Consider the following 25078-nt stretch of genomic DNA (forward strand, 5'->3'; position numbering starts at 1 on the left):
TCCATGCGCCCAGGAGTACCCCACCGAGAGGTTTCAAATCCCTCCGTCACCGCCTTTCCTCAATACCGGGCACCATACGGCGAACCGAGCCGCGCCCTCCAGCCCAGCAGAGTCCCAGCGCGGCTACGGCCGGGGCGCGCGATGCTCCGCGCGCGCGGCGGTCCACACGGCGCGGGCGGCGTCCAGGTTCATCAGGGCGATCCCAAGGCCGGCGATCACGTCGGGCCAGATCGAGCGGTAGACGGCGGTCACCGCGCCGGCGGCGATGATCGCCAGGTTGGCGAGCGTGTCGTTGCGCGCCGACAGGAAGGCGGCCTTGGTCAGGCTGCCGCCGTGGTGGCGGAACCGGGCCAGCGTGAAGGCGCAGAACAGATTGACCGCCAGCGCCCCTGCCCCGGTGAGCCCAAGGCGGAGCGGCTCCGGCGCGACCGGGGCGGCGAACTTCTGGTAGAGGGTCCAGAGGAAGGCGACCGCCGGGATCAGCAGCACGCCGGCCAGCGCCATGCCGAGCTTCGCCCGGCGGGCGGCGCTCCAACCCAGCGCCGCGAAAATCAGCAGATTGACCGCCGCGTCCTCAAGGAAGTCGACGCTGTCGGCCAGCAGCGACACCGAGCTGATGGAGAGGGCGACGGCGAACTCCACGCCAAAGTAGGCCAGGTTCAGAATGGCCACGAGCCGAACGGCCCGGCCCAACCGGTCGTCGTTCATGAGCTACCCTCGCCTTCGCTTCGCCATCTACGAAGGCTGCGGGCGAACGTCAGCCCTGGGCCAGCCACTCGCGGGCGTGACGCTGGGCTTCAGCCACTTCCTCGGAGCCCATCTCGCCCGACAGTTCCTTGCGGTACACCTTGGCCTCCACCGAGCCGCGCATGGCGGCGAGGTTGAACAGCATGTGCGCCGAGACGTAGTCCAGCGGCGCGCCGCCCTGGCCCGTGGAATAGAGCAGGCCCAGGCGGAACAGCTCGTCCCCGCTCGCATCGCCGCTCGGAAGCGGCAGGCCCTCGTTGGAGACTTCCATCGACGGAAGCATGATCCTTGTCCCTGTTTTGACCGGAACGCGCTCCATTCTGGAACCCTGATCCGGCTCTTACAGGCTCAAGAAACCCGACTTCGCCTGAACACATGGTTAAGCCGCCTGTTGTCCGCCCTTCATCTTCAGAAGAAAGCCCAGCATTCGCGTGCTTTACGCTGCGAAAAAGCCGGCGCGCGTGATTAGCGTGCGCGCTGGCCGAACAGTACGCGGCGCGCCGCCTCGGCCTCGGGCGTGGCGGCCTGCAGGCCGGGGCCGCTGCGCAGGTCCTCGGCGACCTTCATCGCCCGCTGCACCGCCGCGCGACCCTCGATGCGGGCGTACCAGGCCTTCAGGTTCGGGAACTGGTCCATGACGATGCCCTGCAGCTTCCAGGGCGTCACCCAGGGCCAGGCCGCCATGTCGGCGACCGAATAGTCGCCGGCCACGAACTCGCGGTCGGCGAGCCGCTTGTCGAGCACGCCGTAGAGGCGGTTGACCTCGTTGGTGTAGCGGATGGCGCCATAGGCCACCTGGCGCTGGTCGGAGATCATCGAGGGGGCGTACTGGCGGAAGTGGTGCGCCTGGCCGGCCATCGGCCCCAGGCCCGCCATCTGCCAGAACAGCCACTCCTCGACCTCGACCCTGGCGCGTTCGTCGGCGCCGTAGAACTTGCCCGTCTTGCGGCCGAGGTACTGCAGGATGGCCCCGGACTCGAAGACCGAGATCGGCGCGCCGCCCGGCCCGTCCGGGTCGACGATGGCCGGCATCCGGTTGTTGGGGCTGATCGACAGGAACTGCGGCGTGAACTGTTCGCCGCGGCCGATGTTCACCGGCCTGATCTCGTAGGCCAGGCCCATCTCCTCCAGCGCGATGGTGATCTTGTGGCCATTGGGCGTTGGCCAGTAGTGCACCTCGACCGGCTGGGCCATTCGACGTCTCCCTCGATCTGATCTTATGGTGACGCATAGATGGCAAGCCGCGGCCGGCTGGCAAGCGCGAGCCGGAGCCTTCGCGGGACGACGGCGTTTTCCGGCCGCGACGGAAACCGCCCCAAGCGCCGTGAGACTGAGCGTTCAGGCTCAGTTCAGCCCGCCTGGACGATGGTGCATCGACCGAGGGCGAGAATTGAGGAAATCTGGCGATATGAGACGCCTCATCCTGACGCTCGCCGCTGTCGTCGCCCTGGCCGGATCCCTGGCCGCGGGCGGCACGGCGGCGGCGGATGGCAAGCATGACCGTGGACACGGCGACGGCGGCGGCGATCGCGGCGATCACGGCGGCGGCGATCGCGGTGGCCGTGATCGCGGCGGTGAGCGCGGTGGTGGCGATCGCGGCGGTGGTGATCGCGGACGTGGCGAGGATCGCGGCGGCCGCGGCCCCGACCGCGGCGGTCAGGGCTGGTCCTATGGTCCGCCCCCGGGCGCCTATTCCTACGGCCCGCCGCCTGGCTACAGCGCTCCGCGCAGCCTGCGCCGCGGCGGCTACATGCCGCCGGATTACCGCGGCGCCCCGATGCAGGACTACGGCCGCTATCGCCTGCGGCCGCCGCCGCGCGGCTACACCTGGATGCGGGTCGGCGGCAGCTACGTGCTGATGTCGACCATGACCGGGCAGATTTTCGACGTCGTGCCCTACTGAGGCCTAGAGGCCGAGCTTGGCCTTCAGGAGCTGGTTCACCGCGCCCGGGTTGGCCTTGCCGCCGGTCTCCTTCATCACCTGGCCGACGAACCAGCCGATGGCCTGCGGCTTCTCCTTCACCGCGGCGGCCTGGCCGGGGTTGGCGGCGATCAGCGCATCGATGATGGCGTCGAGCGCGCCGGTGTCGGAGACCTGCTGCAGGCCCTGCTTCTCGACGATCTCGCGCGGGCGGCCGTCGCCGGCCCACATGCGCTCGAAGACGTCCTTGGCGATCTTGGAGGAGATCACCCCCTCCTCGATCAGCTGCACCAGCTCGGCGATGGCGTCGGGCGGGATCGGGCTCTCGGTGATCTCCAGGCCCGCCGCGGTCAGCCGGGCGGCCAGGTCGTTGGTCACCCAGTTGGCGGTCAGCTTGGCGTCGCGGCCCTTGACGGCGGTCTCGTAGAAGTCGGCGCGGGCCTGTTCGGTGATCAGCACGCCGGCGTCATAGGCGCTGAGGCCGTACTGGGAGATCAGCCGCGCCTTCTTGGCGTCCGGCAGCTCCGGCAGGGTGGCCTCGATCTCCTTCACCCAGGCCGGATCGAGCACCAGCGGCAGGAGGTCCGGGTCGGGGAAGTAGCGGTAGTCGTGCGCCTCTTCCTTGGAGCGCATGGAGCGGGTCTCGAGCTTGCCGGGATCGAACAGGCGGGTCTCCTGGTCGATCTTGCCGCCGTCCTCGAGAATCTCAATCTGCCGGCGCGCCTCGTACTCGATGGCCTGCTGGATGTAGCGGTAGGAGTTGACGTTCTTGATCTCGCAGCGCGTGCCGAGCTCGGCCCCGGGCCGACGCACCGAGACGTTGACGTCGGCGCGCAGGTTGCCCTTGTCCATGTCGCCGTCGCAGGTGCCGAGATAGACGAGGATGGTCCGCAGCTTCTTCACGTAGGCCGCGGCTTCTTCCGAGCTTCGCATGTCCGGCATGGAGACGATCTCCATCAGCGCGGTGCCGGCCCGGTTGAGGTCGACGTAGGTGGCGTTGGGGTCCTGGTCGTGCAGCGACTTGCCGGCGTCCTGCTCCAGGTGCAGCCGCTCGATGCGCACGGTGAAGGTGGAGCCGTCGTCGCGCTCGACGATCACCTCGCCCTCGCCGACGATCGGGTCCTTGAACTGGCTGATCTGGTAGCCTTGCGGCAGGTCCGGGTAGAAGTAGTTCTTCCGGTCGAAGCGCGACCAGTGATTGATCTGCGCCTTCAGGCCGAGCCCGGTCTTCACCGCCTGCTCGACGCAGTGGCGATTGATCACCGGCAGCATGCCCGGCATGGCCGCGTCCACCAGGCTGACCTGCTCGTTGGGACCGGCGCCGAATCCCACCGCCGCGCCGGAGAACAGCTTGGCGTTGGAGGCCACCTGGGCGTGCACTTCCAGCCCCAGGACGATTTCCCACGAGCCGGTGCGGCCCTCGATCAGCTTGGTCTTCTCAGTCATGGGCGTCTTCTAAAGCGGCCGGCCCGCCAGCGGAAGCGGGCCGATGCGGGCTATTGCGCGAAAGCCGGAAAACAGGCTCAAGCTTGAGCATTCAAAGAAAGACATTGGGGAAGGACATCATGAAGACCACCACCCTCGCGGCGCTCGCCGCCCTCGCCTCGCTGGCCGCCGCGCCGGCGCTGGCTCAGGCCCAGGCGACCGCCAAGACCGGCGCCTCGGCGGCCACGGCGCCTGCGGCAGCCTCGGCCAAGATCTCCGTCGACACCACGCTGATCGGCGACATCGTCAAGAACCCGGCCGCCAAGGCCGTGCTCGAATCCGCGCTGCCGGCGATCACGCAGTACTACGACCAGATCGGCAGCATGACGCTGGCCCAGGTCGCCCCGATGAGCCAGGGCGCCCTCGACGACGCCAAGCTGAAGGCCCTGCAGGCCGAGTTCGACAAGATCAAATAGCGACCCACAGTTCGTCATGGCCCGGCTTGTCCGGGCCGCCCAGCCCAACCCGTTTCCGCGGCTGTCGAAGACGGGCCTTGGGATGGGTCACCCGGACAAGCCGGGTGATGACGAGCAGATGTTGCTAGCTCACCACCACTTCTGCGGCTTGGCCCGGAAGTCGGCGGCCTTCTCCAGCGCGCCGCCCAGCGAGAACAGCGTCCCCTCGTCCAGCGCCCGGCCGATCAGCTGCAGGCCGAGCGGCAGGCCGTTGGCGTCGACGCCGGCCGGCACGCTCATCCCCGGCAGGCCCGCCAGGTTCACCGTCACCGTGAAGATGTCGTTCAGGTACATGGCGACCGGGTCGTCCGACTTGTCGCCCAGGGCGAAGGCGGCCGAGGGCGCGGTCGGGGTCAGCAGGGCGTCGACCTTCTCGAAGGCCTGGTCGAAGTCGTCGGCGATCCGCCGGCGGACCTTCAGCGCCTTCAGGTAGTAGGCGTCGTAGTAGCCGGCCGAGAGCACATAGGTGCCGATCAGGATGCGGCGCTTGACCTCCGCGCCGAAGCCCTCGGCGCGGGTCTTCTCGTAGGTGTCGGTGAGGTTGCCGCCCTCGACCCGCAGGCCGTAGCGCATGCCGTCGTAGCGGGCGAGGTTCGAGGAGGCCTCGGCCGGAGCGACGATGTAGTAGGCCGGCAGGGCGTACTTGGTGTGCGGCAGGGAGACCTCGACGATCTCGCAGCCGGCCTCCCTCAGCCAGGCGATTCCCTGTTCCCAGAGCTTCTCGATCTCCGGCGGCATGCCGTCGACGCGGTACTCCTTGGGCACCCCGACCCGCAGCCCCTTCACCGACTTGCCGACGAAGGCCGGGAAGTCCGGGGTCTCGACCGGCAGGCTGGTGGAGTCGTTGGGGTCGTGGCCCGCCATCGACTTCAGGAGGATGGCGGTGTCCTCGACGGTGCGGGCCATCGGCCCGGCCTGGTCGAGCGAGGAGGCGAAGGCGACGATGCCCCAGCGCGACACCCGCCCGTAGGTCGGCTTGATGCCCACCGTGCCGGTGAACGAGGCCGGCTGGCGGATCGAGCCGCCGGTGTCGGTCGCCGTGGCGCCCAGGCAGAGCTCCGCCGCCACCGCCGCGGCCGAGCCGCCCGAGGAGCCGCCCGGGGTCAGCTGGGCGTTGCCGCCCTGCGCCCGCCAGGGGTTGACCACCGGCCCCCAGGCCGAGGTCTCGTTGGACGAGCCCATGGCGAACTCGTCCATGTTCAGCTTGCCGAGCATCACCGCCCCGTCGCGCCAGAGGTTGGCGGTGACGGTGCTCTCGTAGGTGGGCTTGAACTCGCCGATGATCTTCGAGCCGGCGGTCGAGCGCACGCCTTCGGTGCAGAACAGGTCCTTGATGCCCAGCGGCGCGCCGTCCAGCGGCCCGGCCTGGCCGGCGGCGCGGCGGGCATCGGAGGCCCTGGCCATCTCCAGCGCCTTGTCCGGCGTCTCCAGCACGAAGGCGTTCAGCGCCCGGGCGGCCTCGACGGCCGCGACGTGGGCCTGCGTCAGCTCGACCGACGAGAAGGTCTTGGCCTTCAGGCCGTCCAGCGCGGCCTTCAGGGTCAGGGAGGTGAGCTCAGCCATCACTCCACCACCTTCGGCACGACGAAGAAGTTGCCGGCCCGCTTGGGCGCGTTGGACAGCACCACCTCAGGGTCGCCGCCTTCGGTGACCACGTCGTCGCGCATCGCCATCGGCACATGCACGGCCGAGGTCATCGGCTCGACCCCGTCGGTGTCGACCTCGCTGAGCTGCTCGATCCAGTCGATGATCGCCGACAGCTCCTTCGCCAGCGGCTCCAGTTTCTCCTCGGGCTCGGCGATCCTCGCCAGCCTGGCGACCTTACGCACGGTCGCCGCATCGATGGCCATGGGGCCCTCCTGTAACTCAGGGGCGTGGGTTAGCCGTGCGCGGCCTGGTTTTGCAAGACATCCCTCTCTTGATGCTAAGGAGGGCGCATGGCCGTCGTCGATCTGCTCGAACTCCCAGCCGCCCTGCCGCCCTATGCGCCCGTGGTCGGCCTCGACCTCGGCGAGAAGACCGTCGGCGTCGCGGTCTCCGACGCCACCCGCACGGTGGCGAGCCCGCTTCAGCTGATCCGCAAGACCAAGTTCACAGACGACGCCGCAGCCCTCTTCAAGCTGATGGAGAGCCGCGGCGCAGCCGGCATCGTGGTCGGCCTGCCGGTCAACATGGACGGCACGGAGGGACCGCGCTGCCAGTCCAGCCGCGCCTTCGCTCGCAACCTGTTGCGCCTGCGCGACCTCCCCATCGCCTTCTGGGACGAACGGATGAGCTCGATGGCGGTGAACCGGGTGCTGATCTCCGAGGCGGACGCCACCCGCGCCCGCCGCGCCGACGCGGTGGACAAGATGGCGGCCGCCTGGATCCTCCAGGGCGCGCTGGAGCGGCTGCGGAACGCCTAGAGGCCGCCGGCGAACAGATCGATCTTGCCGATCGGCACGCCCTTGGCCCGCAGGATCGCGTACGCCATCGACAGGTGGAAGTAGAAGTTGGTGGTGGCGAAGCCGAGGATCCACTGCGCGGCCGGCAGGGTGGGCTCCATCGGGCCGATGTTGACGGTCAGCGGGACCTCGTCGCGGCCTTCGAACTGGTCGGGCTTGAGATTCGCCAGCGCGGCCTTGGCCTCGGAGATGGCGGCGCGCAGCTGCGCGAGGTCCGGCTCGCCTTCCAGCGCCGCAGGGACCGGCAGGCCGGCCGCCCGCGCCGGCCACTGGACGGCGAAGTCGCGCACGATCTGCGCCTGCCGACGCAGCGGGAACATGTCGTCGGCCAGCCGCCAATCGAGCATCTCGGCCTCGGAGACGCCGTTCGCAGCCGCGAACTCCGCCCCCTTCGTGAGGATGTTGGCGAGCGTGTCCAGATTGCGCGAATAGATGCCGACGAACGAATAAAGGTCTGCCTTCACGGATTTCCCCCGGGTGCTTGTGGAATCCCCGGCTCCAGGCGGGCCGCGGTCGCGACCGGTATGCCCTGACGCCCCCCCGGCGCAAAGGGGCGCTTGGCTTGTGGGGCGGCGTCACCTAAGACCGCGCTTTGATGGATACGACCCCGCCCGGTCTGAACGAGGTCCTGCAACGGACCTTCTCGTTTCCCAAACGCCACTTCCTGTCGGTCACCGACCTCAACGAGGTGGAGGTTTCGAACCTCCTCGATCTCGCCGACGGATTCGTGGCCCTCAACCGCCAGACCTCGAAGAAGCTCGACCTGCTCAAGGGCAGGACGCTGATGAACCTGTTCTTCGAGAACTCGACGCGGACCCAGAGCTCGTTCGAGCTGGCCGGCAAGCGGCTGGGCGCCGACGTGGTCAACATGAGCCCCCGCTCCTCGTCGATCTCCAAGGGCGAGACCCTGATCGACACCGCGGTGACGCTGAACGCCATGCAGCCGGACCTGCTGGTGGTGCGGCACTCGTCGTCGGGGGCGGCGTCCCTGCTGTCGCAGAAGGTCACCTGCTCGGTGGTCAACGCCGGCGACGGCCAGCACGAGCACCCGACCCAGGCCCTGCTCGACGCGCTCTCCATGCGCCGCGCCTTCGGCCGGATCGCCGGCCTGAGCGTCGCCATCTGCGGGGACATACTGCACAGCCGCGTCGCCCGCTCCAACGTCGCGCTCTTGCAGATGCTGGGCGCGGAGGTGCGGCTGGTGGGTCCGCCGACGCTAATCCCATCCCAGGCCGACCGCTGGGGCGCGGCCGTCCACCACGACATGCGCAAGGGCATCGCCGGCTGCGACGTGGTGATGATGCTGCGCCTGCAGCTGGAGCGGATGGACGGGGTGATGGCGCCGTCGCAGCGCGAGTATTTCCGCTTCTTCGGCCTCGACCGCGAGAAGCTGGCCTACGCCGCCCCCAACGCCAAGGTCATGCACCCCGGCCCGATGAACCGTGGGGTGGAGATCGATTCCGACGTCGCCGACGACCTCTCCGTCAGCCTGATCCAGGACCAGGTGGAGATGGGCGTGGCCGCCCGCATGGCGGTGCTGACCGCCCTGGCCGCCCGGCTGGACAACGCCTGATGACCCGCCCCCTCGCCTTCACCAACGTGCGCCTCGTCGACCCCGCCAGCAGCTACGAGGGACCCGGCGCCCTGATCGTCACCGAAGGGGTTATCGCCGACGTGGCGCGCGGCGGCGACCTGGGCGCCCTGTCGCCCGACATCGAGGTGGTCGACGGCCGCGGCGCCCTGCTGCTGCCGGGCCTGGTGGACATCCGCGTCAAGACCGGCGAGCCGGGCACCGAGACCAAGGAGACGCTGAAGTCCGCGGCCCTGGCGGCGGCGGCCGGTGGGGTCACCTCCATCGTCGTGCAGCCGGACACCCACCCGGTGGTCGACGAGCCCTCGGTGGTCGACTTCATCCTGCGCCGGGCGCGCGACATCGAGCTGGTCAACGTCTACCCGGCCGGGGCCGCCACCAAGGGGGCCCTGGGCGAGCGGATGGCCGAGATCGGCCTGATGCACGAGGCCGGCTGCCTCTACGTCACCGACGCCGACCGGCCGATCGTCAATTCCAAGGTCATGCAGCGGGTGCTGTCCTACGCCAAGGCGTTCGGCGTGCTGGTCGCCCACCGCCCGGCCGATCCCTGGCTGTCGGCCGGCGCGGCGGCCACCTCGGGCGAGTTCGCTTCGCGCATGGGCCTGCCCAGCGTGCCGGCCATCGCCGAGAAGATCATGCTGGAGCGCGACCTGGCGCTGGTCGAGCTGACCGGCGCGCGCCTGCTGGTCGACCAGCTGACCACCGCCGCGGCCATCGAGAGCTTCAAGCGCGCCCGCGACCGCGGCCTGCCGGTGGTCGCCACCACCTCGATCAACCACCTGTCGTTCAACGAGATCGACATCGGCGACTACCGCACCTTCTGCAAGCTGGACCCGCCGCTGCGCAGCGAGGACGACCGCCAGGCGGTGATCGAGGCCGTGGCCTCGGGCCTCATCCAGATCGTGGTCTCCGCCCACGCCCCCGCGCCGGCCGAGGACAAGCGGCTGCCCTACGACGAGGCCGCCCCCGGCGCCGTCGGGCTGCAGACCCTGCTGCCCGCCCTGCTGGCCTTCCACCACGAGGAGCGTATCCCGCTGATCGACCTGATCCGCGCGGTGACCTGCGCCCCCGCCGACCTGCTGGGCCTGCCGGCCGGGCGGCTCGCCAAGCGCGCGCCGGCCGACCTGGTGCTCTGCGACCTCAACGCCCCCCTGGTGATCGACGCCGACAAGCTGGTGTCGAAGTCCAAGAACTCGCCCTTCGACGGGCGGCGGTTGCAAGGCAAGGTGCTGCAGACCCTGGTGGACGGGCGCGTCGTCTATCGGGCGTGACGCCGGAGCCCTGCGGCGCTACCAATCGCGGCAGGGGGATCCATGTTTACAGAGCTTAATCCTGTTCTGATCGCCGCAGCCGTCATCGGCGGCTACCTGCTGGGGTCGATCCCGTTCGGGGTGCTCGTCATGCGGGCGGCGGGGGCCGGCGACCCGCGGGCCATCGGCTCCGGCAACATCGGGGCGACCAACGTCCTGCGCAGCGGCAAGCGGGGCCTGGCGGTGCTGACCCTGCTGGGCGACGGCGGCAAGGGGGCGCTGGCCGTGCTGGTCGCCTGGCTGGCCACCCGCCACGCCGTCCCCCACACCCAGGCCGTGCTCACCGCCCTGGCCGGCGGCGCGGCCTTCCTGGGCCACCTGTTCCCGGTCTGGCTGGGGTTCAAGGGCGGCAAGGGCGTGGCGACCTTCTTCGGGACGCTGCTGGCGGCGGCCTGGCCCGTGGGGCTGGCGGCCGGGGCGAGCTGGATCCTCGTGGCCGCGGTGTTCCGAATCTCGTCGCTGGCGGCGCTGACCTCCGCCCTGCTGGCCATCCTCTTCGCGCTGCTGTTCGGCCGACCGATGCCGATCGCCGAGCTGGCGCTGTTCATGGCGGTGCTGATCTACATCCGCCACATCCCCAACATCCGCCGCCTGATCAAGAACGAGGAGCCGCGCATCGGCGGCGCCAGGAAAGCCGAGGACGCCACGGCGTGAGTCGCGCCCTGACGGACGCCGAGCGGCGCGACTGGCTGCGGCTGGCGCGCACCGAGAACGTCGGCCCGGTCACCTTCGCCCAGCTGGTCGGCCGGTTCGGAAGCGCCGGCAAGGCGCTGGCCGCCCTCCCCGACCTTGCCCGGCGCGGCGGCCGGATGGGCGGGCTGAAGGTCCCCACCGAGGCCGAGGTCGACAAGGAGCTGGCCGACGGCGCGGCGCTGGGCGCGCGGCTGCTGGCGTCCTGCGAGCCGGCGTTTCCGCAGGCGCTGGCCGCGCTCGACCCGCCGCCGCCGCTGATCTGGGCCCGCGGCCGCATCGAGATCCTCAACGGGTCGTGCGTAGCGGTCGTCGGCGCTCGGGTGGCCTCGGCGGCCGGCCAGCGCTTCGCCCGCGGCCTCGCCGCCGAGCTCGGCCAGGGCGGCCAGGTGATCGTCTCGGGCCTGGCCCGCGGCATCGACGGCGCGGCGCATGAGGGCGCCCTGCCCACCGGCACGGTCGCGGTGCTCGGCGGCGGGGTGGACGACATCTACCCGGCCGAACACGCCGGCCTCTACGCCCGCATCGTCGAGGCCGGCTGCGTGGTGTCGGAGAGCGAGCCGGGCCGCACGGCGACGGCCCGCGACTTCCCGCGCCGCAACCGGATCATCTCCGGCCTGTCGCGCGCCGTCGTGGTGGTGGAGGCCGAGCTGCGGTCCGGCTCGCTGATCACCGCCCGCCTGGCCGCCGAGCAGGGGCGCGAGGTGCTGGCGGTGCCCGGCTCACCGCTCGATCCCCGCGCCAGGGGGACCAACGACCTGATCCGCCAGGGCGCAGCGCTCTGCGAAGGCGCCGAGGACGTCCTGCGGGCCATCGAGGGCCTGCGCGGCTTCCGCGAACCGGATCGCGACCTGTTCGCCGGCGCCGGGCCGCTCGACCCCGACGACGCGCTCCGCGAGCGCGTCGCCGCGCTGCTGTCGCCGACCCCGGTCTCCCGCGACGAGATCGCCCGCGCCACCGGCGCGCCGGCCCCTCTGGTGTTCGCCGCCCTGGTGGAGCTGTCGCTGGCGGACCGCTGCGAGCTGCTGCCGGGCGGGATGGTCTCGACGGCGTGAGCCGTCTGTGACCGGACCTCTCAGCTCGGAAATACGCCTGACAGCAAGCTCAGCCAATGTCGCGATCGGAAACGCAACCCGGAGACTCGACAATGAAACTGACCCCGCTGATCGTCCTCGCCGCCCTCGCGGCCGCCAGCGCCGCCTACGCCCAGGGCGGCGGCGGCATGACGCCGGAAATGCAGGCTGCGCGCGAAGCGATGACGAAGGCCTGCGCGGCCGACGCGAAGACCCTCTGCGACGGCAAGGAGAGGCGCGAGCTGATGATGTGCCTGCACGACAACGCCGCCAAGCTGAGCGCCCCCTGCACGGAGGCCATGGCCAAGGCTCCGGCCCGCCCGGCGCGCCCGCAGTAGCCCCACCGGTTGAGCCAGCGCCGCCTAGCCGCGGCGCTGGTTTCGCCCGCATTCCGACCTTGACCGACGCGGCCGACGGCGACGTCCGCAAAAAGAGCCCCTAAGGGGCTCCGCGACCTGCGCCTCCAAGGGGCGTTGACAGGGCCTAGGGGCCACCCCCACTTTCCGGCCTCTTTTGAACCGGGTTCGTCCCGCGGAATCTCAGATCATCCCTGCATGAACGTCGTCGTCGTCGAGAGTCCGGCCAAGGCCAAGACCATCAACAAGTACCTGGGCTCGGACTACAAAGTCCTGGCGTCCTACGGTCACGTCCGCGACCTGCCGGCCAAGGACGGCTCGGTCCGCCCGGACGACGACTTCGCCATGTCGTGGGAGGTGGACGCCAAGGCCGCCAAGCGCCTCAACGACATCGCCGACGCCATGAAGGGCGCCGACCACCTGATTCTGGCCACCGACCCCGACCGCGAAGGGGAAGCCATCTCCTGGCACGTCCTGGAGGTGCTGCAGAAGAAGAAGGCCGTGAAGGGCGCGACCGTGCAGCGGGTGGTGTTCAACGCCATCACCAAGGCCGCGGTCACCGAGGCCATGAAGAACCCGCGCGACATCGACATGGAGCTGGTGGACGCCTACCTGGCCCGCCGCGCGCTGGACTACCTGGTGGGCTTCACCCTCTCGCCGGTGCTGTGGCGCAAGCTGCCGGGCTCGCGCTCGGCCGGCCGCGTGCAGTCGGTGGCGCTGCGCCTCGTGGTCGACCGCGAGATCGAGATCGAAAAGTTCCGCACCCAGGAATACTGGACCGTCGAGGGCGACGTCTCCGCCGGGGGCGACCCGTTCACCGCCCGCCTGGTGAAGCACGACGGCAAGCGACTCACCAAGTTCGACCTCGGAAACGAGACGGCCGCCTTCGCCGCCCGCGACGCGGTCAAGGCCGCCAGCTTCAAGGTCTCGGCGGTCGAGAAGAAGCCCGGCCGCCGCTCGCCGCCGCCGCCGTTCACCACCTCGACCCTGCAGCAGGAGGCCTCGCGCAAGCTCGGCTTCTCCGCCCAGCGCACCATGCAGGCCGCCCAGCGGCTCTACGAGGGCGTCGACATCGGCGGCGAGACCGTCGGCCTGATCACCTACATGCGGACCGACGGCGTGCAGACCGCCCCGGAAGCCCTCGACGAGGCGCGCGGCGTGATCGCCGGCATCTATGGCCGCGAATACGTGCCGGAGAAGGCGCGGATCTACTCCACCAAGGCCAAGAACGCCCAGGAGGCCCACGAAGCCATCCGCCCCACCAGCCTGGCCCGCAATCCCGGCAAGATGCGGCTGGAGGGCGACCTCGGCCGGCTCTACGAGCTGGTCTGGAAGCGGATGATCGCCTCGCAGATGGAATCGGCCCGCATCGAGCGGACGACCATCGACCTCGACAGCGCCGACGGCCGCACCGGCCTGCGGGCCACCGGCCAGGTGGTGCTGTTCGACGGCTATCTCGCCGTCTATGAGGAAGGCCGCGACGATCCGGATGACGAGGAAGGCGGCCGCCTGCCGCAGGTCAACGACGGGGCCGACGCCCGGGTGATCGCCGCCAAGGCCGACCAGCACTTCACCGAACCGCCGCCGCGCTACTCCGAAGCCAGCCTGGTCAAGAAGATGGAAGAGCTCGGCATCGGCCGGCCGTCCACCTACGCCTCGGTGCTGACCGTGCTGCGCGACCGCGAATACGTGCGGATGGACAAGAACCGGTTCATCCCGGAGGACAAGGGCCGCCTGGTCACCGTATTCCTCGAGGAGTTCTTCCTCCGCTACGTCGAATACGACTTCACCGCCGACCTGGAAGAGAAGCTGGACCAGGTCTCGGCCGGCGACCTCGACTGGAAGGTGCTGCTGCGCGAGTTCTGGAAGGATTTCCATCCCAAGACGGAGGAGATCCTCAACGTCAGCACGCGGGAGGTCCTCGACGGCCTGGACGCCGCACTGGCCCCCTTCCTCTATCCGCAGAAGGCCGACGGCTCCGATCCGCGGACCTGCCCGACCTGCGGCTCCGGCCACCTGAGCATGAAGACCAGCCGGTTCGGGCCCTTCGTCGGCTGCTCGAACTATCCGGAATGCCGCTACACCCGTCCGATCGGGCAGGCTGAGGATGGCGACAAGCCGTCGGGCGACCGCGAGCTCGGGGTCGATCCTGACACCGGCCAGACCGTGTACCTAAAGGCTGGCCGCTTCGGCCCCTACGTCCAGCTCGGCGAAGGCGAGAAGCCCAAGCGCTCCAGCCTGCCCAAGGGCTGGTCGGCGCCGGACATGGACCTGGAGAAGGGCCTGCGCCTGCTGCGCCTGCCGCGCGAGGTCGGCCTGCACCCCGAGGACAGCCAGCCGATCCTGGCCGGCATCGGCAAGTTCGGCCCCTTCGTCCTGCACAACGGCACCTACGCCAATCTGTCGGGCGCCGACGAGGTGTTCGAGGTCGGCGTCAACCGCGCCGTCTCGCTGATCGCCGAAAAGCGGGCCGGCCGGGCGAACGGCCGGGGCGAGGCCGCGGCTCTGAAGGACCTGGGCGTCCATCCGACCGACGGCGCGCCGGTGCGCGTGCTGTCCGGCCGCTACGGGCCGTACATCAAGCACGGCTCCACCAACGCCAACGTGCCGCGCGGCTCCGACCCCCAGGCGATGACCCTGGAACAGGCGGTGACCCTGCTGGCCGAACGAGAGGCCAAGGGCGGCAGCGGCAAGAAGAAGCCGGCCCGCGCCGCCAAGGCCAAGGCCAAGGCCGAGCCCAAGGCTGCGGCGGCCAAGAAGGCTCCTGCCAAGAAGGCTCCGGCCAAGAAGAAGCCGGCGGCCAAGAAGCCCGCGGCGAAGAAGAAGGTCGCCGAGGAGGTCTGAACCGCGCCTCGGCAAGCGATGTGGGGAGCGTTCGAGTGCCCGTTGCGCAGGTGAACGGTATCGACCTCTACTTCGAGCGCGCCGGCTCGGGCCCGCCGCTGCTGTTCATCTCCGGCACCGGCGGCGACCTGCGCAACAAGCCCAACGTCTTCGACGGGCCGCTGGCGAGGTCGTTCGACCTCCTGGCCTACGACCAGCGCGGCCTCGGCCAGTCCGACAAGCCCGACGTCACCTATTCCATGGCCGACTATGCCGACGACGCCGCCGCGCTGATGGCCGCGCAGGGCTGGGACGAGGCGCTGGTGATCGGCGTCTCGTTCGGCGGCATGGTGGCCCAGGAGCTGGTCCTGCGGCATCCGCAGCGGGTGCGGCGGCTGGTGCTGGCCTGCACCTCCCCCGGCGGCGAGGGCGGCGCCTCCTTCCCCTTCCACGAGATCGAGCACCTGAAGGGCGCGGCCCGCGCCCGCTACCTGATCCCCATCGGCGACGTCCGGCGCGACGACGCCTGGGCCGCCGACCATCCCGATCAGTACGAGCAGCTGGTCGCCCTAGGCTCCGCCGACCCCTTCGCCGACGAGCCGGGACACGCGGCCGGCGCGCACCGCCAGCTGGAAGCCCGCGCCGCCCACGACACCTGGGACCGGCTGCCTCAGGTCCGCTGCCCGGTGATGATCGCCGCCGGCCGCCATGACGGCATCGCGCCGGTCGCCACCCAGGAGAAGCTGGCCGCCCGCATCCCCGGCGCGCGGCTGCAGATCTTCGAAGGCGGCCACCTGTTCATGATCCAGGACCGCACGGCCGCGCCGGCCATGGCGGCCTTCCTGCTGGAGACGAACCGGGGCTGAGCCGGCGCGTTCAAAAGTGCTAAGCAGCGCTCATGGCCCGACCTCCCCGCCCCTCGAAGACCCGCGTGCCGCAAGGCCTGCCCGACCGCGACACCCTGCTGAAATACCTCAAGGAGACCGGCGAGGCCGACAAGGCCGGCATGGCCCGCGCCTTCGGGCTGAAGGGCGCCGATCGCCGCGCGTTGCGCGAGATGTTGAAGACGCTGGAGGACGAAGGCGCGCTCGGCCGCCGGGGACGCCGGGGCTTCGCGGAGGCCGGCGCCCTGCCCGAGGTCGGCGTCGCCGACGTGGTGGAGCGCGATCCGGACGGCGACCTGCTGGTCAAGCTGACCAAGGGCGAGGACGCGCCGCTGGTGCCCCTGGCGCCGGCCCGCGACGCCGCGGCGGGCGCAGCGCCGGGCCTCGGCGACCGGGTGCTGGTGCGGTTCGTGAAGCTGGAGAGCGGCGAGTACGAGGCGCGCCTGATCAAGACCCTGGGCCAGAGCGCCCACCGGCTGCTGGGCGTGGTCCGCAAGTCACGCCGCGAGGTGCGCGTCGAGCCGGTGGACCGCCGCACCAAGGACAGCCTGCTGCTCACCGATCCGGAGGCGCAGGAGTTGCGCGACGGCGACCTGGTGATCGCCCAGGTGGGCGCGGCCGCCACCCGCTACGGCCCCAAGCGCGGCAAGCTGCTGGAGGTGGTCGGCCGCGAGGACGAGCCCCGCGCCGCCTCGCTGATCGCCATCCACGCCCACGGCATCCCCACAGGCTTCTCGGCGGCCGCCGAGGCCGAGGCGGAGGCCGCGCAGCCGCCGACCCTGTCCGGCCGCGAGGACCTGCGCGACGTCCCCTTCATCACCATCGACCCGGCCGACGCCCGCGACCACGACGACGCGGTGTTCGCCGAGCCCGACGCCGACCCGAAGAACCCCGGCGGTTGGATCGTCTGGGTCGCCATCGCCGACGTGGCCGCCTACGTCCGTTCCGACACCGCCCTGGATCGCGAAGCCCGCGACAAGGGCAACAGCGTCTACTTCCCCGACCGTGTGGAGCCGATGCTGCCGGAGCGGCTCTCCAACGGCCTGTGCAGCCTCAGGGAGGGCGAGAACCGCGCCTGCATGGCGGTGCGGATGGTGTTCAGCGCCGCGGGCCGCAAGACCTCCCACCGCTTCGTGCGCGGCCTGATGCGCTCGGCCGCCAAGCTCTCCTACGAGCAGGCGCAGGCCGCCAGCGAGGGCCAGCCCGACGACAAGACCCAGCCGCTGGTCGACAGCATCATCAAGCCGCTGTGGGCGGCCTATGCGGTGCTGAAGAAGGGCCGCGACGTCCGCTCGCCGCTGGCCATCGAGAGCCTGGAGCGACGGATCGTCATCGATCCCCAGGGCGAGGTGGCCTCCATCCAGCCGCGGCCCTCGCTCGAGGCCCACAAGCTGATCGAGGAGATGATGATCCAGGCCAACGTCTCGGCCGCCGAGACGCTGGAGGCCAAGCGCACGCCGCTGATCTACCGGATCCACGACACCCCCAGCCAGGAGAAGGTCCAGTCGCTGGTCGACTTCCTGCAGACGCTGGAGATCAACTGGTCGAAGGGCGAGGCGCCCACCACCGGCCGCTTCAACCGGCTGCTCGACCAGGTGCGCGACACCCCGCACGGCGACATCGTCAACGAGGTGGTGCTGCGCAGCCAGATGCAGGCGGTCTATTCCACCGACAACATCGGCCACTTCGGCCTGAACCTGGCCAAGTACGCCCACTTCACCTCGCCGATCCGCCGCTACGCCGATCTGATCGTCCACCGGGCGCTGGTCCGCGCCCTGGGGCTCGGCCAGGACGGGCTCACCGACCACGACATCGTCCAGCTGAAGGACACCGCCGAGCGGATCACCTACGCCGAGCGCCGGGCGATGGCCGCCGAGCGCGACGCCACCGACCGCTACGTCGCCGCCTTCCTGGCCGACCGGGTGGGCGCGACCTTCCCCGGCCGGATCACCGGCGTCACCCGCTTCGGCCTGTTCGTGCGGCTGGCGGAAACCGGCGCCGACGGCCTGGTGCCGGTGTCGAAGCTGGGCGGCGAGTACTTCATCCACGACGACAAGGCCCACGCCCTGGTCGGCGAGCGCACCGGCGCGCGGTGGCCGCTGGGCATGCAGGTGGAGGTCAAGCTCACCGAAGCCACGCCGATCACCGGCGGCCTGCTGTTCGAGATGCTGAGCGAGCCCGCGCCGGCCGACAAGACCGCGCCGCGCCCGCGACTCGGCATGCGCGCCCGCAACGACCGTCGGCCCGGCGGCGCTAGCGGCGGCGCCGGCGGCGGCGGCGGGCGTCCGCCCGGCATCCGCACCGGCCGCAAGCAGAAGATGGGCGGCAAGAAGCGGCGCTAGGACCTTCCGTCACGGCGCCCTTCCGCGCCGGGGCGGCGGGTCATACAGTTGTTTCATGTCCGAACTCGAAGCCGTGGCCCGCAAGCCCGAGGGCCCGCCGCGCATCCCCGGAGCGCGCGCCGTCCGCCCGCGCGACGCCGCCACCCTGATCATCGTCCGCCGCGACGGCCCCAGGCCGCGGGTGCTGATGGGCAAGCGGCATGGCGGGCACAACTTCATGCCCAATCTGTGGGTCTTCCCCGGCGGCCGCATCGACCGGGCCGACTTCCGCGCGCCGCACGCCACGGAGCTGAAGCCGGACGTCGCCGCCACCTTCAACGCCCACCTGAAGCCCGGCCGCGGGCGGGCGCTGGCGCTGGCGGCGATCCGCGAGACCTTCGAGGAGGCCGGCCTGCTGCTCGCCAAGTCCGCCGAGCCGCGCCCGGCCGCCGGCCCCTGGCGCGAGTTCCTGGCGCAGGGCGCCCTGCCCGACCTGGAGGCGCTGGACGTCGTCGCGCGCGCCATCACCCCGCCGATGGTCGGCAAGCGCTTCGACACCTGGTTCCTGATGGCCGAGGCCGAGCGGCTGATGAGCCTGGAGCGGCGACCGGACTGCGGCGAGCTGGAGGAGGTCGCCTGGGTGGAATTCGACGACGCCCTGGCCCTTCCACTCCCCGCGGTCACCCGGGCGATGATCAAGGAGGCGGTGGCGCGGCTGGAGGACGCCGCCCGCCCGAAGCCGTTCCTGCGCTTCCGGCAAGGCGCCATGCGGCCAGCGCACCTATAAGGGGGTCATCAGGCGTCGCCGTCTGGCGAGCTCCTGAACGGCTGCATATATGCCGCGCCTCAAGCCACCGGCAGAGGGAAACCGCCGCATGTCCGACCGCCCCGACCTTGCCCGCCTGCCCGCCCTCGCGCCCGGCGGCAGCGCCGTCATCACCGGAGCCGCCAGCGGCATCGGCCTCGCGGCCGCGACCACCTTCGCCCGCGCCGGACTGAAGGTCGTCCTGGCCGACCTCGGCGGCGCCAACCTCGACGCCGCGGCCGCCGCGGTGGCGCAGGCCGCGGCCCGTCCGGACGACGTGCTGGCGGTCGCCACCGACGTCGCGCGCTTCGAGGACGTCGAGCAGCTGCGCGACCGCGCCGTCGCCGCGTTCGGGACGCCGACCGTGCTGATGAACAACGCCGGGACCGGGGCCAACCCCGGCGGCGTCGCCGAGGACCTGCCCGGCTGGCGGCGGCTGATCGACATCAACTTCTGGGGCGTGGCGCACGGGGTGCAGGCCTTCCTGCCCCTGATGACCGCCGACGACACCCCGCGGCTGGTGATCAACACCGGCTCCAAGCAGGGGATCACCACCCCGCCCGGCAACGCCGCCTACAACGTCTCCAAGGCCGCCCTGAAGGCCTACACCGAGGCCATGGCGCATGAGCTGCGCAACACCCCCGGCCACCGGGTCAGCGCCCACCTGCTGATCCCCGGCTTCACCTTCACCGGCATCACCGGCCGCGCCGAGAAGCCGGCCGCCGCCTGGACCGCCCAGGAGGTGGTCGACTTCATGCTGGAGAGGCTGGCGCGCGACGACTTCTACATCCTGTGCCCCGACAACGACGTCGACCGCGCCACCGACGAGCGGCGGATGCAGTGGGCCGCGGAGGACGTCATCAAGAACCGCCCGGCGCTCTCCCGCTGGCACCCCGACTACAAGGCCGAGTTCGAGGCCTTCATGGCCCGCTAGCGGCCGCCATTGACTTTGGGCTGCGGATTCGTATTTTCCGCGGCTCTTTATGAACACCCGCTGGCGGTCCTTCCGCCTGCCCCGCCCAAGGACCTGCCATGGCGAAGCCCGCCTCAATCAAGATCCGCCTGAACTCGTCGGCGGACACCGGCTTCTTCTACGTCACCAAGAAGAACGCCCGCACCAAGACCGACAAGCTGGTCATGAAGAAGTACGACCCGGTCGTGCGCAAGCACGTCGAGTTCCGCGAAGGCAAGATCAAGTAGCTTCGAGACGCTACGACCATCGAAGGAAAAGCCCGGCCTTGCGCCGGGCTTTTTCGTGTCAGGCGGCGCGGGCGACGACCCGGTTGCGGCCCTTGGACTTGGCCTCGTACATCGCCTCGTCCGCGCGCTTCAGCAGCGGCTCGGAGCGGGCCTCCTCCGGCAGGCTGGACGCCACGCCGATGGAGATGGTCACGGTGAGCAGCTCCTGGCCGCCCATCACCCGGAACGGCGAGCCGGCGACGTGCAGGCGGATGCGCTCGGCGATCCGGTGGGCGTCTTCCAGGTCGGTGTCGGGCATCACCACCACGAATTCCTCGCCGCCGTGGCGCACCGGCAGGTCGATGGCGCGGACGTTGGACGCCAGGCGCACGGCGAACTCGCGCAGCACCTCGTCGCCGACGTCGTGGCCGAAGCTGTCGTTGATCTTCTTGAAGTGGTCGATGTCGATGGCCATCACCGCCACCGGCTCGCCGCCCTGGGCGGCGCGCTGCAGCAGGGCTTCGAGCTGGCCGGTCATGTAGCGGCGGTTGTGCAGGCCGGTGAGCTGGTCGGTGACCGCCAGCTCCAGGGAGTGGTCGAGGTTGTTGCGCAGGTAGTCGGTGTAGCGCTTACGGCGGATCTGGGTCTTGGCGCGGGCGGAGAGCTCGCCCGGATCGATCGGCCTCGCCAGGATGTCGTTGACCCCGATCTCCAGCGCCTTCACCAGCCGCGTGCGCTCGTCGAAGTCGACGATGGCCAGCAGCGGCAGGCTGCGGGTGGCCTCGTCGGAGCGGATCTGGGCGGCGAAGCGCAGGCCGTCGAAGCCCTTGGCCGCGGCGTTGAAGATGATCAGGTCGACGGGCCCGCGGGCGGCCATCAGCGCCTTCTCCGGCTCGGTCTCGACGATCGGCCGGTGCTCGATGGACAGCTCGGCGCAGACCCGCTCGGCCTGGCGCTGGTTGTCGTCGACGATCAGGATCCGCCCGCCCGAGCCGCCCATCCGCGAGGCGGCGCCGGCGATCACCCCCATCCGGCGGCCGGAGGCTTCCCGCTCGCGCAGTTCGTCGATCACCGCCTTCAGCCGGGTCAGGCTGCGCACCCGCGCGAACAGCATCACGTCGTCGATGGGCTTGGTCAGGAAGTCGTCGGCCCCGGCCTCCAGCCCCGCCACCCGGTCGGCGCGGCCGTCCAGGGCGGTGACCAGCACCACCGGCACGTGGCGGGTCTCGGGATCGTCCTTCAGCCGGCGGCAGACGGAGAAGCCGTCCATGCCCGGCATCATCACGTCGAGAAGCACGATGTCCGGCTTGTCGGCCGCGGCCATGGCGAGCGCGGTGGGGCCGTCATAGGCCACCAGGACTTCGTAGTATTCCGCCGAGAGCTTGGCTTCGAGCAGCCGGACGTTGGCCTCGATGTCGTCGACGACGAGGATCCGGGCGGACATGGCCTCAGTCCAGCAGTCGGCGGATGGTTTCGAGGAAGTGCGACACCGAGATCGGCTTGGAGATGTAGGCTTCGCAGCCTCCCTCCCGGATGCGCTCCTCGTCGCCCTTCATGGCGAAGGCGGTGACCGCCACCACCGGAATGGCTGCGAGCTCCTCGTCCTCCTTCAGCCACTTGGTGACCTCGAGGCCGGAAATCTCCGGGAGCTGAATATCCATGAGGATCAGGTCGGGACGATGCTCGCGCGCAAGCGAAAGCGCCTGGAGACCCTCGCGGGTCTGCAGGGTCTCGTACCCCTGGGCTTCGAGGAGATCATGAAAGAGCTTCATGTTCAGCTCGTTATCCTCGACGATGAGGACCTTCTTGGCCATTCGGGACCCGACGCTGTTATGGGCAGGACCGCGGAAGCGCGCAGTCTCCACCTTCCATGCGTTGATCACACGGATATCCTTAAACTTCGTTAGCCGCGATTGGAGCGCCCTTGGCCGAGCCCGGCCCAAAGATCGCCGCGCCGGCCTGTGCGCCGAGGCTGGAGAGCCTCGGGCTGCGCCTCGACCGGCCGCTGGTGATCGTCGACGTCGACGAGGTGCTGGGCCTGTTCATGCGCGGCTTCGGCGCCTTCCTGGAACGCCGCGGCTATGAATTCCGGGTCGACCGGTTCGCCTTGTTCCAGAACATCTACCGCCCGGGCGCCGTCGAGCACCTGGACCTCGACGAGGGCCGCAGGCTCTACGACGACTTCTTCCGCACCGGCTGCGGCGAGATCGAACCAGCGCCGGGGGCGGTCGACGCCCTGCGCCGTCTCGGCCGGCGGGCGGAGATCCTGATCCTCTCCAACGCCCCGGCCGAGGCTGAGCGCCTGCGCGCGGCCTGGCTGAAGCGCCACGGCCTGCCCGAGGCCCTGATCCTCAACGTCGGGCCCAAGGGCCCGGTGACCGCCGCCTTGGTGGCCCAGACCACGGCGCGGTCGGCCTTTGTCGACGACCTGCTGCCGAACCTCGATTCGGTCGCCGAGCACGCGCCGCAGACCGCCACCTTCCAGCACGTGGCCGACGAACGCCTGCGCCCGCTCGCCCCGCGCTCCGACCGGCACCCGCGCATCGACGACTGGGCGGAACTGGCCGCCGCCATAGAAAGCGCGATCAGTCAGCGCCGCGTCGGTTAGCGGCGGCGACGCCGGTGGCGCCCGGCCGCCCGCTGGTGGTAGGCAACGGCCATGTCCGACCCCATCCGCATCTGGATCGAAGCCTCGCACCACGCCGCCTTCGGCTGCGGCGGCTGGGCCTTTGTCCGGGCCGAGGGCGCGGCGCTGTCCGGCGTGGCGGGCGGCGAGCGGCACACCCGCGCCGGACGCATGGGGCTGGCCGGGCTGGCGGCCGCCCTGCAGGGCCTGCCCAAGGACGCCGCGCTGGAGATCCGCACCTCCGACGCCGGAGCGGCCGGCGTGGCGCGGCGGCTGGCCGGGATCGCGGCCGGCGAGGATCCGCCGACCGAGGACCTCGACCTGTGGGCGCAGATCACCACCGCCCTGAAGGACCGCCCGGCGCGCGTCCTCAAGGTCGCCGTGGAGCCGCGCACGCCGGGCGCCTTCGCCGCCGCCTGGGCGGAGCTGGCGCGCGACAAGGCCAAGGCGGCCGGCCCCTTCGCCTCGGCGATCCCGAAGCCTAACCTCGCCAAGGCCTGGGTGGCCAGCGACTAGGGCGCCCGAGACCGCAGGCCGCAGCGCCGGCGGAACAAATCAGGTATGCTCGCGCCCATGACCCGCATCGGCGAGGACACCGGCGGCCGGCGCATGCGCGCGTTCTGCCGCGACTGCTTCTGGCAGGGGGAAGAGGCCCAGCGGCGCTGCCCGGCCTGCGGTTCGCCGCGGACGGTGGCGCACGAGGAGCTGGCGGGCCTCTCCATGGCCCACATGGACTGCGACGCCTTCTACGCCTCGGTGGAGAAGCGCGACCGGCCGGAGCTGCGCGACAAGCCGGTAATCGTCGGCGGCGGCAAGCGCGGCGTGGTCACCACCTGCTGCTACATCGCCCGCATCTCCGGCGTCCGCTCCGCCATGCCGATGTTCAAGGCGCTGAAGGCCTGCCCGCAGGCCGTGGTGATCAAGCCCGACTTCACCAAGTACCGGGCCGAAAGCCGCCGCATCCTGGGCATGGCCGGGGAGCTCACCCCGCTGATCCAGAACCTTTCCCTCGACGAGGCGTGGATGGACCTCTCCGGCACCGAGCGCCTGCACGGCGCGCCGCCGGCGGTGACGCTCGCCCGGCTGCAGGCCCGCATCGAGGCGGAGACCGGCCTGACGGTCTCCATCGGCCTGGCGGCGAACAAGTTCCTGGCGAAGATCGCGTCCGACCTCGACAAGCCGCGCGGCTTCTCGGTCATCGGCCTGGCGGAGGCGCAGAGCTTCCTTGCGCCGCGCCCGGTGGGCATCCTGCCCGGCGTCGGCCCGGCCATGGTCGCCTCGCTGGAGAAGGCCGGCTACCGGACGGTCGGCCACCTGGCCGCCGCCGACGTCAAGGACCTGGCGGAGCGCTACGGCGCCCACGGCCTGCGGCTCCACGAGCTCGCCCACGGGCGCGACACCCGGGCCGTCGATCCCGACCAGGCGCGCAAGGGCATCAGCGCCGAGACCACCTTCAACGACGACCTCTCGGCCCTGGGCGACCTGGAGGATGTGCTGGCGCCGCTCTGCGAGAAGGTAGCCCGCCAGGCCCGGCAGGGCGGCGTCGCCGGCCGGGTGGTGACCCTGAAGCTGCGGACCACCGACTTCCGCATCGTCACCCGCCGGCGGACCATTCCGGTGCCCACCCAGACGGCCAAGACGTTGTTCGCGGTCGGGCGGGAACTGCTGGCCAAGGAGGCCCGCGGCCAGCCGTGGCGGCTGATCGGCATCGGCATCGCCGAGCTGGTGGACGCCGAGGGCGCAGCCTCCGACTTCTTCGCCGGCGATGAACGCCGCGCCCTGGCCGGCGAGCGCACCCTGGACGCCATCCGCGACAGGTTCGGGGCCGACGCCGTGACCTCCGGCCGGATTTTGCGCGCGAAAGCGGCGCTCAAGGCGAATTGATGTCGCTGCAGCCTCACTCTCTGTCGGCTATTTTGCCGCGATGGCGGTTATCCGCACGCCCGTGACGATTCGACCCTTTCAAATGCAAATGTTTTCCATATCTAATCCAACAAGGGCGACGTGCATGCGCCGCCAGGAGATCCGTTCGATGGCCGAACGTAAGCAGGGTGATCAGGACACCGGCATTCGGTCGTCGGTGATCACCCAGACGAAGCCCAAGACGCAGAAGCCGTCAATGTACCGGGTGCTTCTGCTGAACGACGACTACACGCCAATGGAATTCGTCGTTTATGTGCTTGAGCAGTTCTTCAACAAGTCGCGCGAAGACGCGACTCGGATCATGCTTCACGTCCACCAGCACGGTGTCGGCGTCTGCGGGGTCTTCACGTACGAAGTGGCGGAAACAAAAGTGGCCCAGGTCGTTGATACGGCACGGCGGCATCAACACCCGCTTCAGTGCACCATGGAAAAGGATTAAGGCCTC

27 protein-coding genes are annotated in these 25078 nt (G+C 70.5%); 18 read left to right on the forward strand and 9 right to left on the reverse strand.

What is annotated here, in order from left to right; all coding sequences use genetic code 11:
* Positions 1-123: 123 nt before the first annotated feature.
* The 3 genes from DJ021_RS17795 to DJ021_RS17805 form a co-directional block, all read right to left on the reverse strand.
* Positions 124-708 carry a cation efflux transmembrane domain-containing protein gene (locus DJ021_RS17795; RefSeq protein ID WP_111458808.1) on the reverse strand — a complete coding sequence of 195 codons (585 nt, stop codon included), beginning with the start codon at positions 706-708 and terminating at the stop codon, positions 124-126.
* A 49-nt stretch (positions 709-757) separates the two neighbouring features.
* On the reverse strand, positions 758-1030 hold the full coding sequence (locus tag DJ021_RS17800; protein WP_111458809.1) for an SEL1-like repeat protein: 273 nt from the start codon (positions 1028-1030) through the stop codon (positions 758-760).
* A gap of 182 nt (positions 1031-1212) precedes the next feature.
* Positions 1213-1941, reverse strand: a complete 729-nt coding sequence (locus tag DJ021_RS17805) for a glutathione S-transferase N-terminal domain-containing protein (RefSeq protein WP_111458810.1) — start codon at positions 1939-1941, stop codon at positions 1213-1215.
* Between the two features lie 214 nt (positions 1942-2155).
* Here DJ021_RS17805 and DJ021_RS17810 point away from each other — a divergent pair, with 214 nt between their 5' ends.
* The gene (locus DJ021_RS17810; protein WP_111458811.1) at positions 2156-2650 is read left to right on the forward strand and encodes an RcnB family protein; all 495 of its coding nucleotides are present in this window, start codon (positions 2156-2158) and stop codon (positions 2648-2650) included.
* Between the two features lie 3 nt (positions 2651-2653).
* On the opposite strand, the gene gatB is transcribed toward DJ021_RS17810, so the two are convergent.
* The gene (gene gatB, locus DJ021_RS17815) at positions 2654-4114 is read right to left on the reverse strand and encodes an Asp-tRNA(Asn)/Glu-tRNA(Gln) amidotransferase subunit GatB (RefSeq protein ID WP_111458812.1); all 1461 of its coding nucleotides are present in this window, start codon (positions 4112-4114) and stop codon (positions 2654-2656) included.
* Positions 4115-4233: 119 nt separating this feature from the next.
* Here gatB and DJ021_RS17820 point away from each other — a divergent pair, with 119 nt between their 5' ends.
* Positions 4234-4569, forward strand: coding sequence for a hypothetical protein (locus DJ021_RS17820; protein WP_111459170.1), 336 nt, complete (start codon positions 4234-4236; stop codon positions 4567-4569).
* A gap of 129 nt (positions 4570-4698) precedes the next feature.
* Here DJ021_RS17820 and gatA read toward each other — a convergent pair whose 3' ends face one another.
* Positions 4699-6171, reverse strand: a complete 1473-nt coding sequence (gene gatA, locus DJ021_RS17825; protein WP_111458813.1) for an Asp-tRNA(Asn)/Glu-tRNA(Gln) amidotransferase subunit GatA — start codon at positions 6169-6171, stop codon at positions 4699-4701.
* On the reverse strand, positions 6171-6458 hold the full coding sequence (gatC, locus tag DJ021_RS17830; protein ID WP_111458814.1) for an Asp-tRNA(Asn)/Glu-tRNA(Gln) amidotransferase subunit GatC: 288 nt from the start codon (positions 6456-6458) through the stop codon (positions 6171-6173). The genes gatA and gatC overlap by 1 nt, the downstream gene beginning before the upstream one ends.
* 87 nt (positions 6459-6545) lie before the next feature.
* Here gatC and ruvX point away from each other — a divergent pair, with 87 nt between their 5' ends.
* Complete coding sequence (gene ruvX / locus DJ021_RS17835) at positions 6546-7013, forward strand: Holliday junction resolvase RuvX (protein ID WP_111458815.1); 468 nt, start codon at positions 6546-6548, stop codon at positions 7011-7013.
* Here ruvX and DJ021_RS17840 read toward each other — a convergent pair.
* The gene (locus DJ021_RS17840) at positions 7010-7516 is read right to left on the reverse strand and encodes a DUF1993 domain-containing protein (RefSeq protein WP_111458816.1); all 507 of its coding nucleotides are present in this window, start codon (positions 7514-7516) and stop codon (positions 7010-7012) included. The two genes, ruvX and DJ021_RS17840, sit on opposite strands and share 4 nt — an antisense overlap.
* A 131-nt stretch (positions 7517-7647) precedes the next feature.
* Here DJ021_RS17840 and DJ021_RS17845 point away from each other — a divergent pair, with 131 nt between their 5' ends.
* The 11 genes from DJ021_RS17845 to rpmG all read left to right on the forward strand — a co-directional run bounded on the left by DJ021_RS17845 (position 7648) and on the right by rpmG (position 20105).
* Positions 7648-8625, forward strand: a complete 978-nt coding sequence (locus DJ021_RS17845; RefSeq protein WP_111458817.1) for an aspartate carbamoyltransferase catalytic subunit — start codon at positions 7648-7650, stop codon at positions 8623-8625.
* Positions 8625-9914 (forward strand): dihydroorotase, encoded by a 1290-nt coding sequence (gene pyrC, locus DJ021_RS17850; protein ID WP_111458818.1) that lies wholly within the window; start codon positions 8625-8627, stop codon positions 9912-9914. Before DJ021_RS17845 ends, pyrC begins: the two co-directional genes overlap by 1 nt.
* Before the next feature lie 42 nt (positions 9915-9956).
* Complete coding sequence (gene plsY, locus DJ021_RS17855; RefSeq protein WP_111458819.1) at positions 9957-10607, forward strand: glycerol-3-phosphate 1-O-acyltransferase PlsY; 651 nt, start codon at positions 9957-9959, stop codon at positions 10605-10607.
* The gene (dprA, locus tag DJ021_RS17860; RefSeq protein WP_111458820.1) at positions 10604-11698 is read left to right on the forward strand and encodes a DNA-processing protein DprA; all 1095 of its coding nucleotides are present in this window, start codon (positions 10604-10606) and stop codon (positions 11696-11698) included. The genes plsY and dprA overlap by 4 nt, the downstream gene beginning before the upstream one ends.
* A 92-nt stretch (positions 11699-11790) precedes the next feature.
* Positions 11791-12054, forward strand: a complete 264-nt coding sequence (locus tag DJ021_RS17865; protein ID WP_111458821.1) for a hypothetical protein — start codon at positions 11791-11793, stop codon at positions 12052-12054.
* A 216-nt stretch (positions 12055-12270) separates the two neighbouring features.
* A complete protein-coding gene (gene topA, locus DJ021_RS17870; RefSeq protein ID WP_111458822.1) occupies positions 12271-14916 on the forward strand; it encodes a type I DNA topoisomerase in 2646 nt (881 codons plus the stop codon).
* A 35-nt stretch (positions 14917-14951) separates the two neighbouring features.
* Positions 14952-15761 (forward strand): alpha/beta fold hydrolase, encoded by an 810-nt coding sequence (locus DJ021_RS17875; protein ID WP_111458823.1) that lies wholly within the window; start codon positions 14952-14954, stop codon positions 15759-15761.
* Positions 15762-15793: 32 nt separating this feature from the next.
* Positions 15794-18121 carry a ribonuclease R gene (gene rnr / locus DJ021_RS17880; protein ID WP_111458824.1) on the forward strand — a complete coding sequence of 776 codons (2328 nt, stop codon included), beginning with the start codon at positions 15794-15796 and terminating at the stop codon, positions 18119-18121.
* Between the two features lie 55 nt (positions 18122-18176).
* Positions 18177-18887, forward strand: a complete 711-nt coding sequence (locus tag DJ021_RS17885; protein ID WP_111458825.1) for an NUDIX hydrolase — start codon at positions 18177-18179, stop codon at positions 18885-18887.
* Positions 18888-18975: 88 nt separating this feature from the next.
* On the forward strand, positions 18976-19839 hold the full coding sequence (locus tag DJ021_RS17890; RefSeq protein ID WP_111458826.1) for an SDR family NAD(P)-dependent oxidoreductase: 864 nt from the start codon (positions 18976-18978) through the stop codon (positions 19837-19839).
* 98 nt (positions 19840-19937) lie between these two features.
* On the forward strand, positions 19938-20105 hold the full coding sequence (gene rpmG, locus DJ021_RS17895; protein WP_111458827.1) for a 50S ribosomal protein L33: 168 nt from the start codon (positions 19938-19940) through the stop codon (positions 20103-20105).
* 58 nt (positions 20106-20163) lie between these two features.
* On the opposite strand, the gene DJ021_RS17900 is transcribed toward rpmG, so the two are convergent.
* Entirely contained in the window at positions 20164-21528 is a 1365-nt protein-coding gene (locus DJ021_RS17900) for a PleD family two-component system response regulator (protein WP_111458828.1), read from the reverse strand.
* A 4-nt stretch (positions 21529-21532) separates the two neighbouring features.
* Positions 21533-21898 (reverse strand): response regulator, encoded by a 366-nt coding sequence (locus DJ021_RS17905; protein WP_111458829.1) that lies wholly within the window; start codon positions 21896-21898, stop codon positions 21533-21535.
* A 110-nt stretch (positions 21899-22008) separates the two neighbouring features.
* Here DJ021_RS17905 and DJ021_RS17910 point away from each other — a divergent pair, with 110 nt between their 5' ends.
* From DJ021_RS17910 to clpS, 4 genes are all read left to right on the forward strand, one after another.
* A complete protein-coding gene (locus DJ021_RS17910) occupies positions 22009-22692 on the forward strand; it encodes an HAD family hydrolase (RefSeq protein WP_243626087.1) in 684 nt (227 codons plus the stop codon).
* Between the two features lie 51 nt (positions 22693-22743).
* Positions 22744-23226, forward strand: a complete 483-nt coding sequence (locus DJ021_RS17915; RefSeq protein WP_111458830.1) for a hypothetical protein — start codon at positions 22744-22746, stop codon at positions 23224-23226.
* A gap of 93 nt (positions 23227-23319) precedes the next feature.
* Positions 23320-24594: a DNA polymerase IV gene (locus tag DJ021_RS17920; protein WP_111459172.1), complete on the forward strand. Its 1275-nt coding sequence runs from the start codon at positions 23320-23322 to the stop codon at positions 24592-24594.
* A gap of 148 nt (positions 24595-24742) precedes the next feature.
* Complete coding sequence (clpS, locus tag DJ021_RS17925) at positions 24743-25072, forward strand: ATP-dependent Clp protease adapter ClpS (RefSeq protein WP_111459173.1); 330 nt, start codon at positions 24743-24745, stop codon at positions 25070-25072.
* The last annotated feature ends 6 nt before the right edge of the window (positions 25073-25078 follow it).

The organism is Phenylobacterium hankyongense (genome assembly GCF_003254505.1).
Lineage (GTDB): Bacteria > Pseudomonadota > Alphaproteobacteria > Caulobacterales > Caulobacteraceae > Phenylobacterium > Phenylobacterium hankyongense.

Bases quoted from the DNA above. Each gene is read 5' to 3' on its own strand.
- DJ021_RS17795 (WP_111458808.1), bottom strand. From the start codon at position 708: ATGAACGACGACCGGTTGGGCCGGGCCGTTCGGCTCGTGGCCATTCTG.
- DJ021_RS17890 (WP_111458826.1), top strand. From the start codon at position 18,976: ATGTCCGACCGCCCCGACCTTGCCCGCCTGCCCGCCCTCGCGCCCGGC.
- gatA (WP_111458813.1), bottom strand. From the start codon at position 6,171: ATGGCTGAGCTCACCTCCCTGACCCTGAAGGCCGCGCTGGACGGCCTG.
- DJ021_RS17805 (WP_111458810.1), bottom strand. From the start codon at position 1,941: ATGGCCCAGCCGGTCGAGGTGCACTACTGGCCAACGCCCAATGGCCAC.
- DJ021_RS17885 (WP_111458825.1), top strand. From the start codon at position 18,177: ATGTCCGAACTCGAAGCCGTGGCCCGCAAGCCCGAGGGCCCGCCGCGC.
- DJ021_RS17810 (WP_111458811.1), top strand. From the start codon at position 2,156: ATGAGACGCCTCATCCTGACGCTCGCCGCTGTCGTCGCCCTGGCCGGA.
- DJ021_RS17905 (WP_111458829.1), bottom strand. From the start codon at position 21,898: ATGGCCAAGAAGGTCCTCATCGTCGAGGATAACGAGCTGAACATGAAG.
- DJ021_RS17845 (WP_111458817.1), top strand. From the start codon at position 7,648: ATGGATACGACCCCGCCCGGTCTGAACGAGGTCCTGCAACGGACCTTC.
- DJ021_RS17865 (WP_111458821.1), top strand. From the start codon at position 11,791: ATGAAACTGACCCCGCTGATCGTCCTCGCCGCCCTCGCGGCCGCCAGC.
- rnr (WP_111458824.1), top strand. From the start codon at position 15,794: ATGGCCCGACCTCCCCGCCCCTCGAAGACCCGCGTGCCGCAAGGCCTG.
- DJ021_RS17800 (WP_111458809.1), bottom strand. From the start codon at position 1,030: ATGCTTCCGTCGATGGAAGTCTCCAACGAGGGCCTGCCGCTTCCGAGC.
- DJ021_RS17820 (WP_111459170.1), top strand. From the start codon at position 4,234: ATGAAGACCACCACCCTCGCGGCGCTCGCCGCCCTCGCCTCGCTGGCC.
- rpmG (WP_111458827.1), top strand. From the start codon at position 19,938: ATGGCGAAGCCCGCCTCAATCAAGATCCGCCTGAACTCGTCGGCGGAC.
- gatC (WP_111458814.1), bottom strand. From the start codon at position 6,458: ATGGCCATCGATGCGGCGACCGTGCGTAAGGTCGCCAGGCTGGCGAGG.
- topA (WP_111458822.1), top strand. From the start codon at position 12,271: ATGAACGTCGTCGTCGTCGAGAGTCCGGCCAAGGCCAAGACCATCAAC.
- ruvX (WP_111458815.1), top strand. From the start codon at position 6,546: ATGGCCGTCGTCGATCTGCTCGAACTCCCAGCCGCCCTGCCGCCCTAT.
- DJ021_RS17920 (WP_111459172.1), top strand. From the start codon at position 23,320: ATGCGCGCGTTCTGCCGCGACTGCTTCTGGCAGGGGGAAGAGGCCCAG.
- plsY (WP_111458819.1), top strand. From the start codon at position 9,957: ATGTTTACAGAGCTTAATCCTGTTCTGATCGCCGCAGCCGTCATCGGC.
- DJ021_RS17900 (WP_111458828.1), bottom strand. From the start codon at position 21,528: ATGTCCGCCCGGATCCTCGTCGTCGACGACATCGAGGCCAACGTCCGG.
- DJ021_RS17915 (WP_111458830.1), top strand. From the start codon at position 22,744: ATGTCCGACCCCATCCGCATCTGGATCGAAGCCTCGCACCACGCCGCC.
- gatB (WP_111458812.1), bottom strand. From the start codon at position 4,114: ATGACTGAGAAGACCAAGCTGATCGAGGGCCGCACCGGCTCGTGGGAA.
- clpS (WP_111459173.1), top strand. From the start codon at position 24,743: ATGGCCGAACGTAAGCAGGGTGATCAGGACACCGGCATTCGGTCGTCG.
- pyrC (WP_111458818.1), top strand. From the start codon at position 8,625: ATGACCCGCCCCCTCGCCTTCACCAACGTGCGCCTCGTCGACCCCGCC.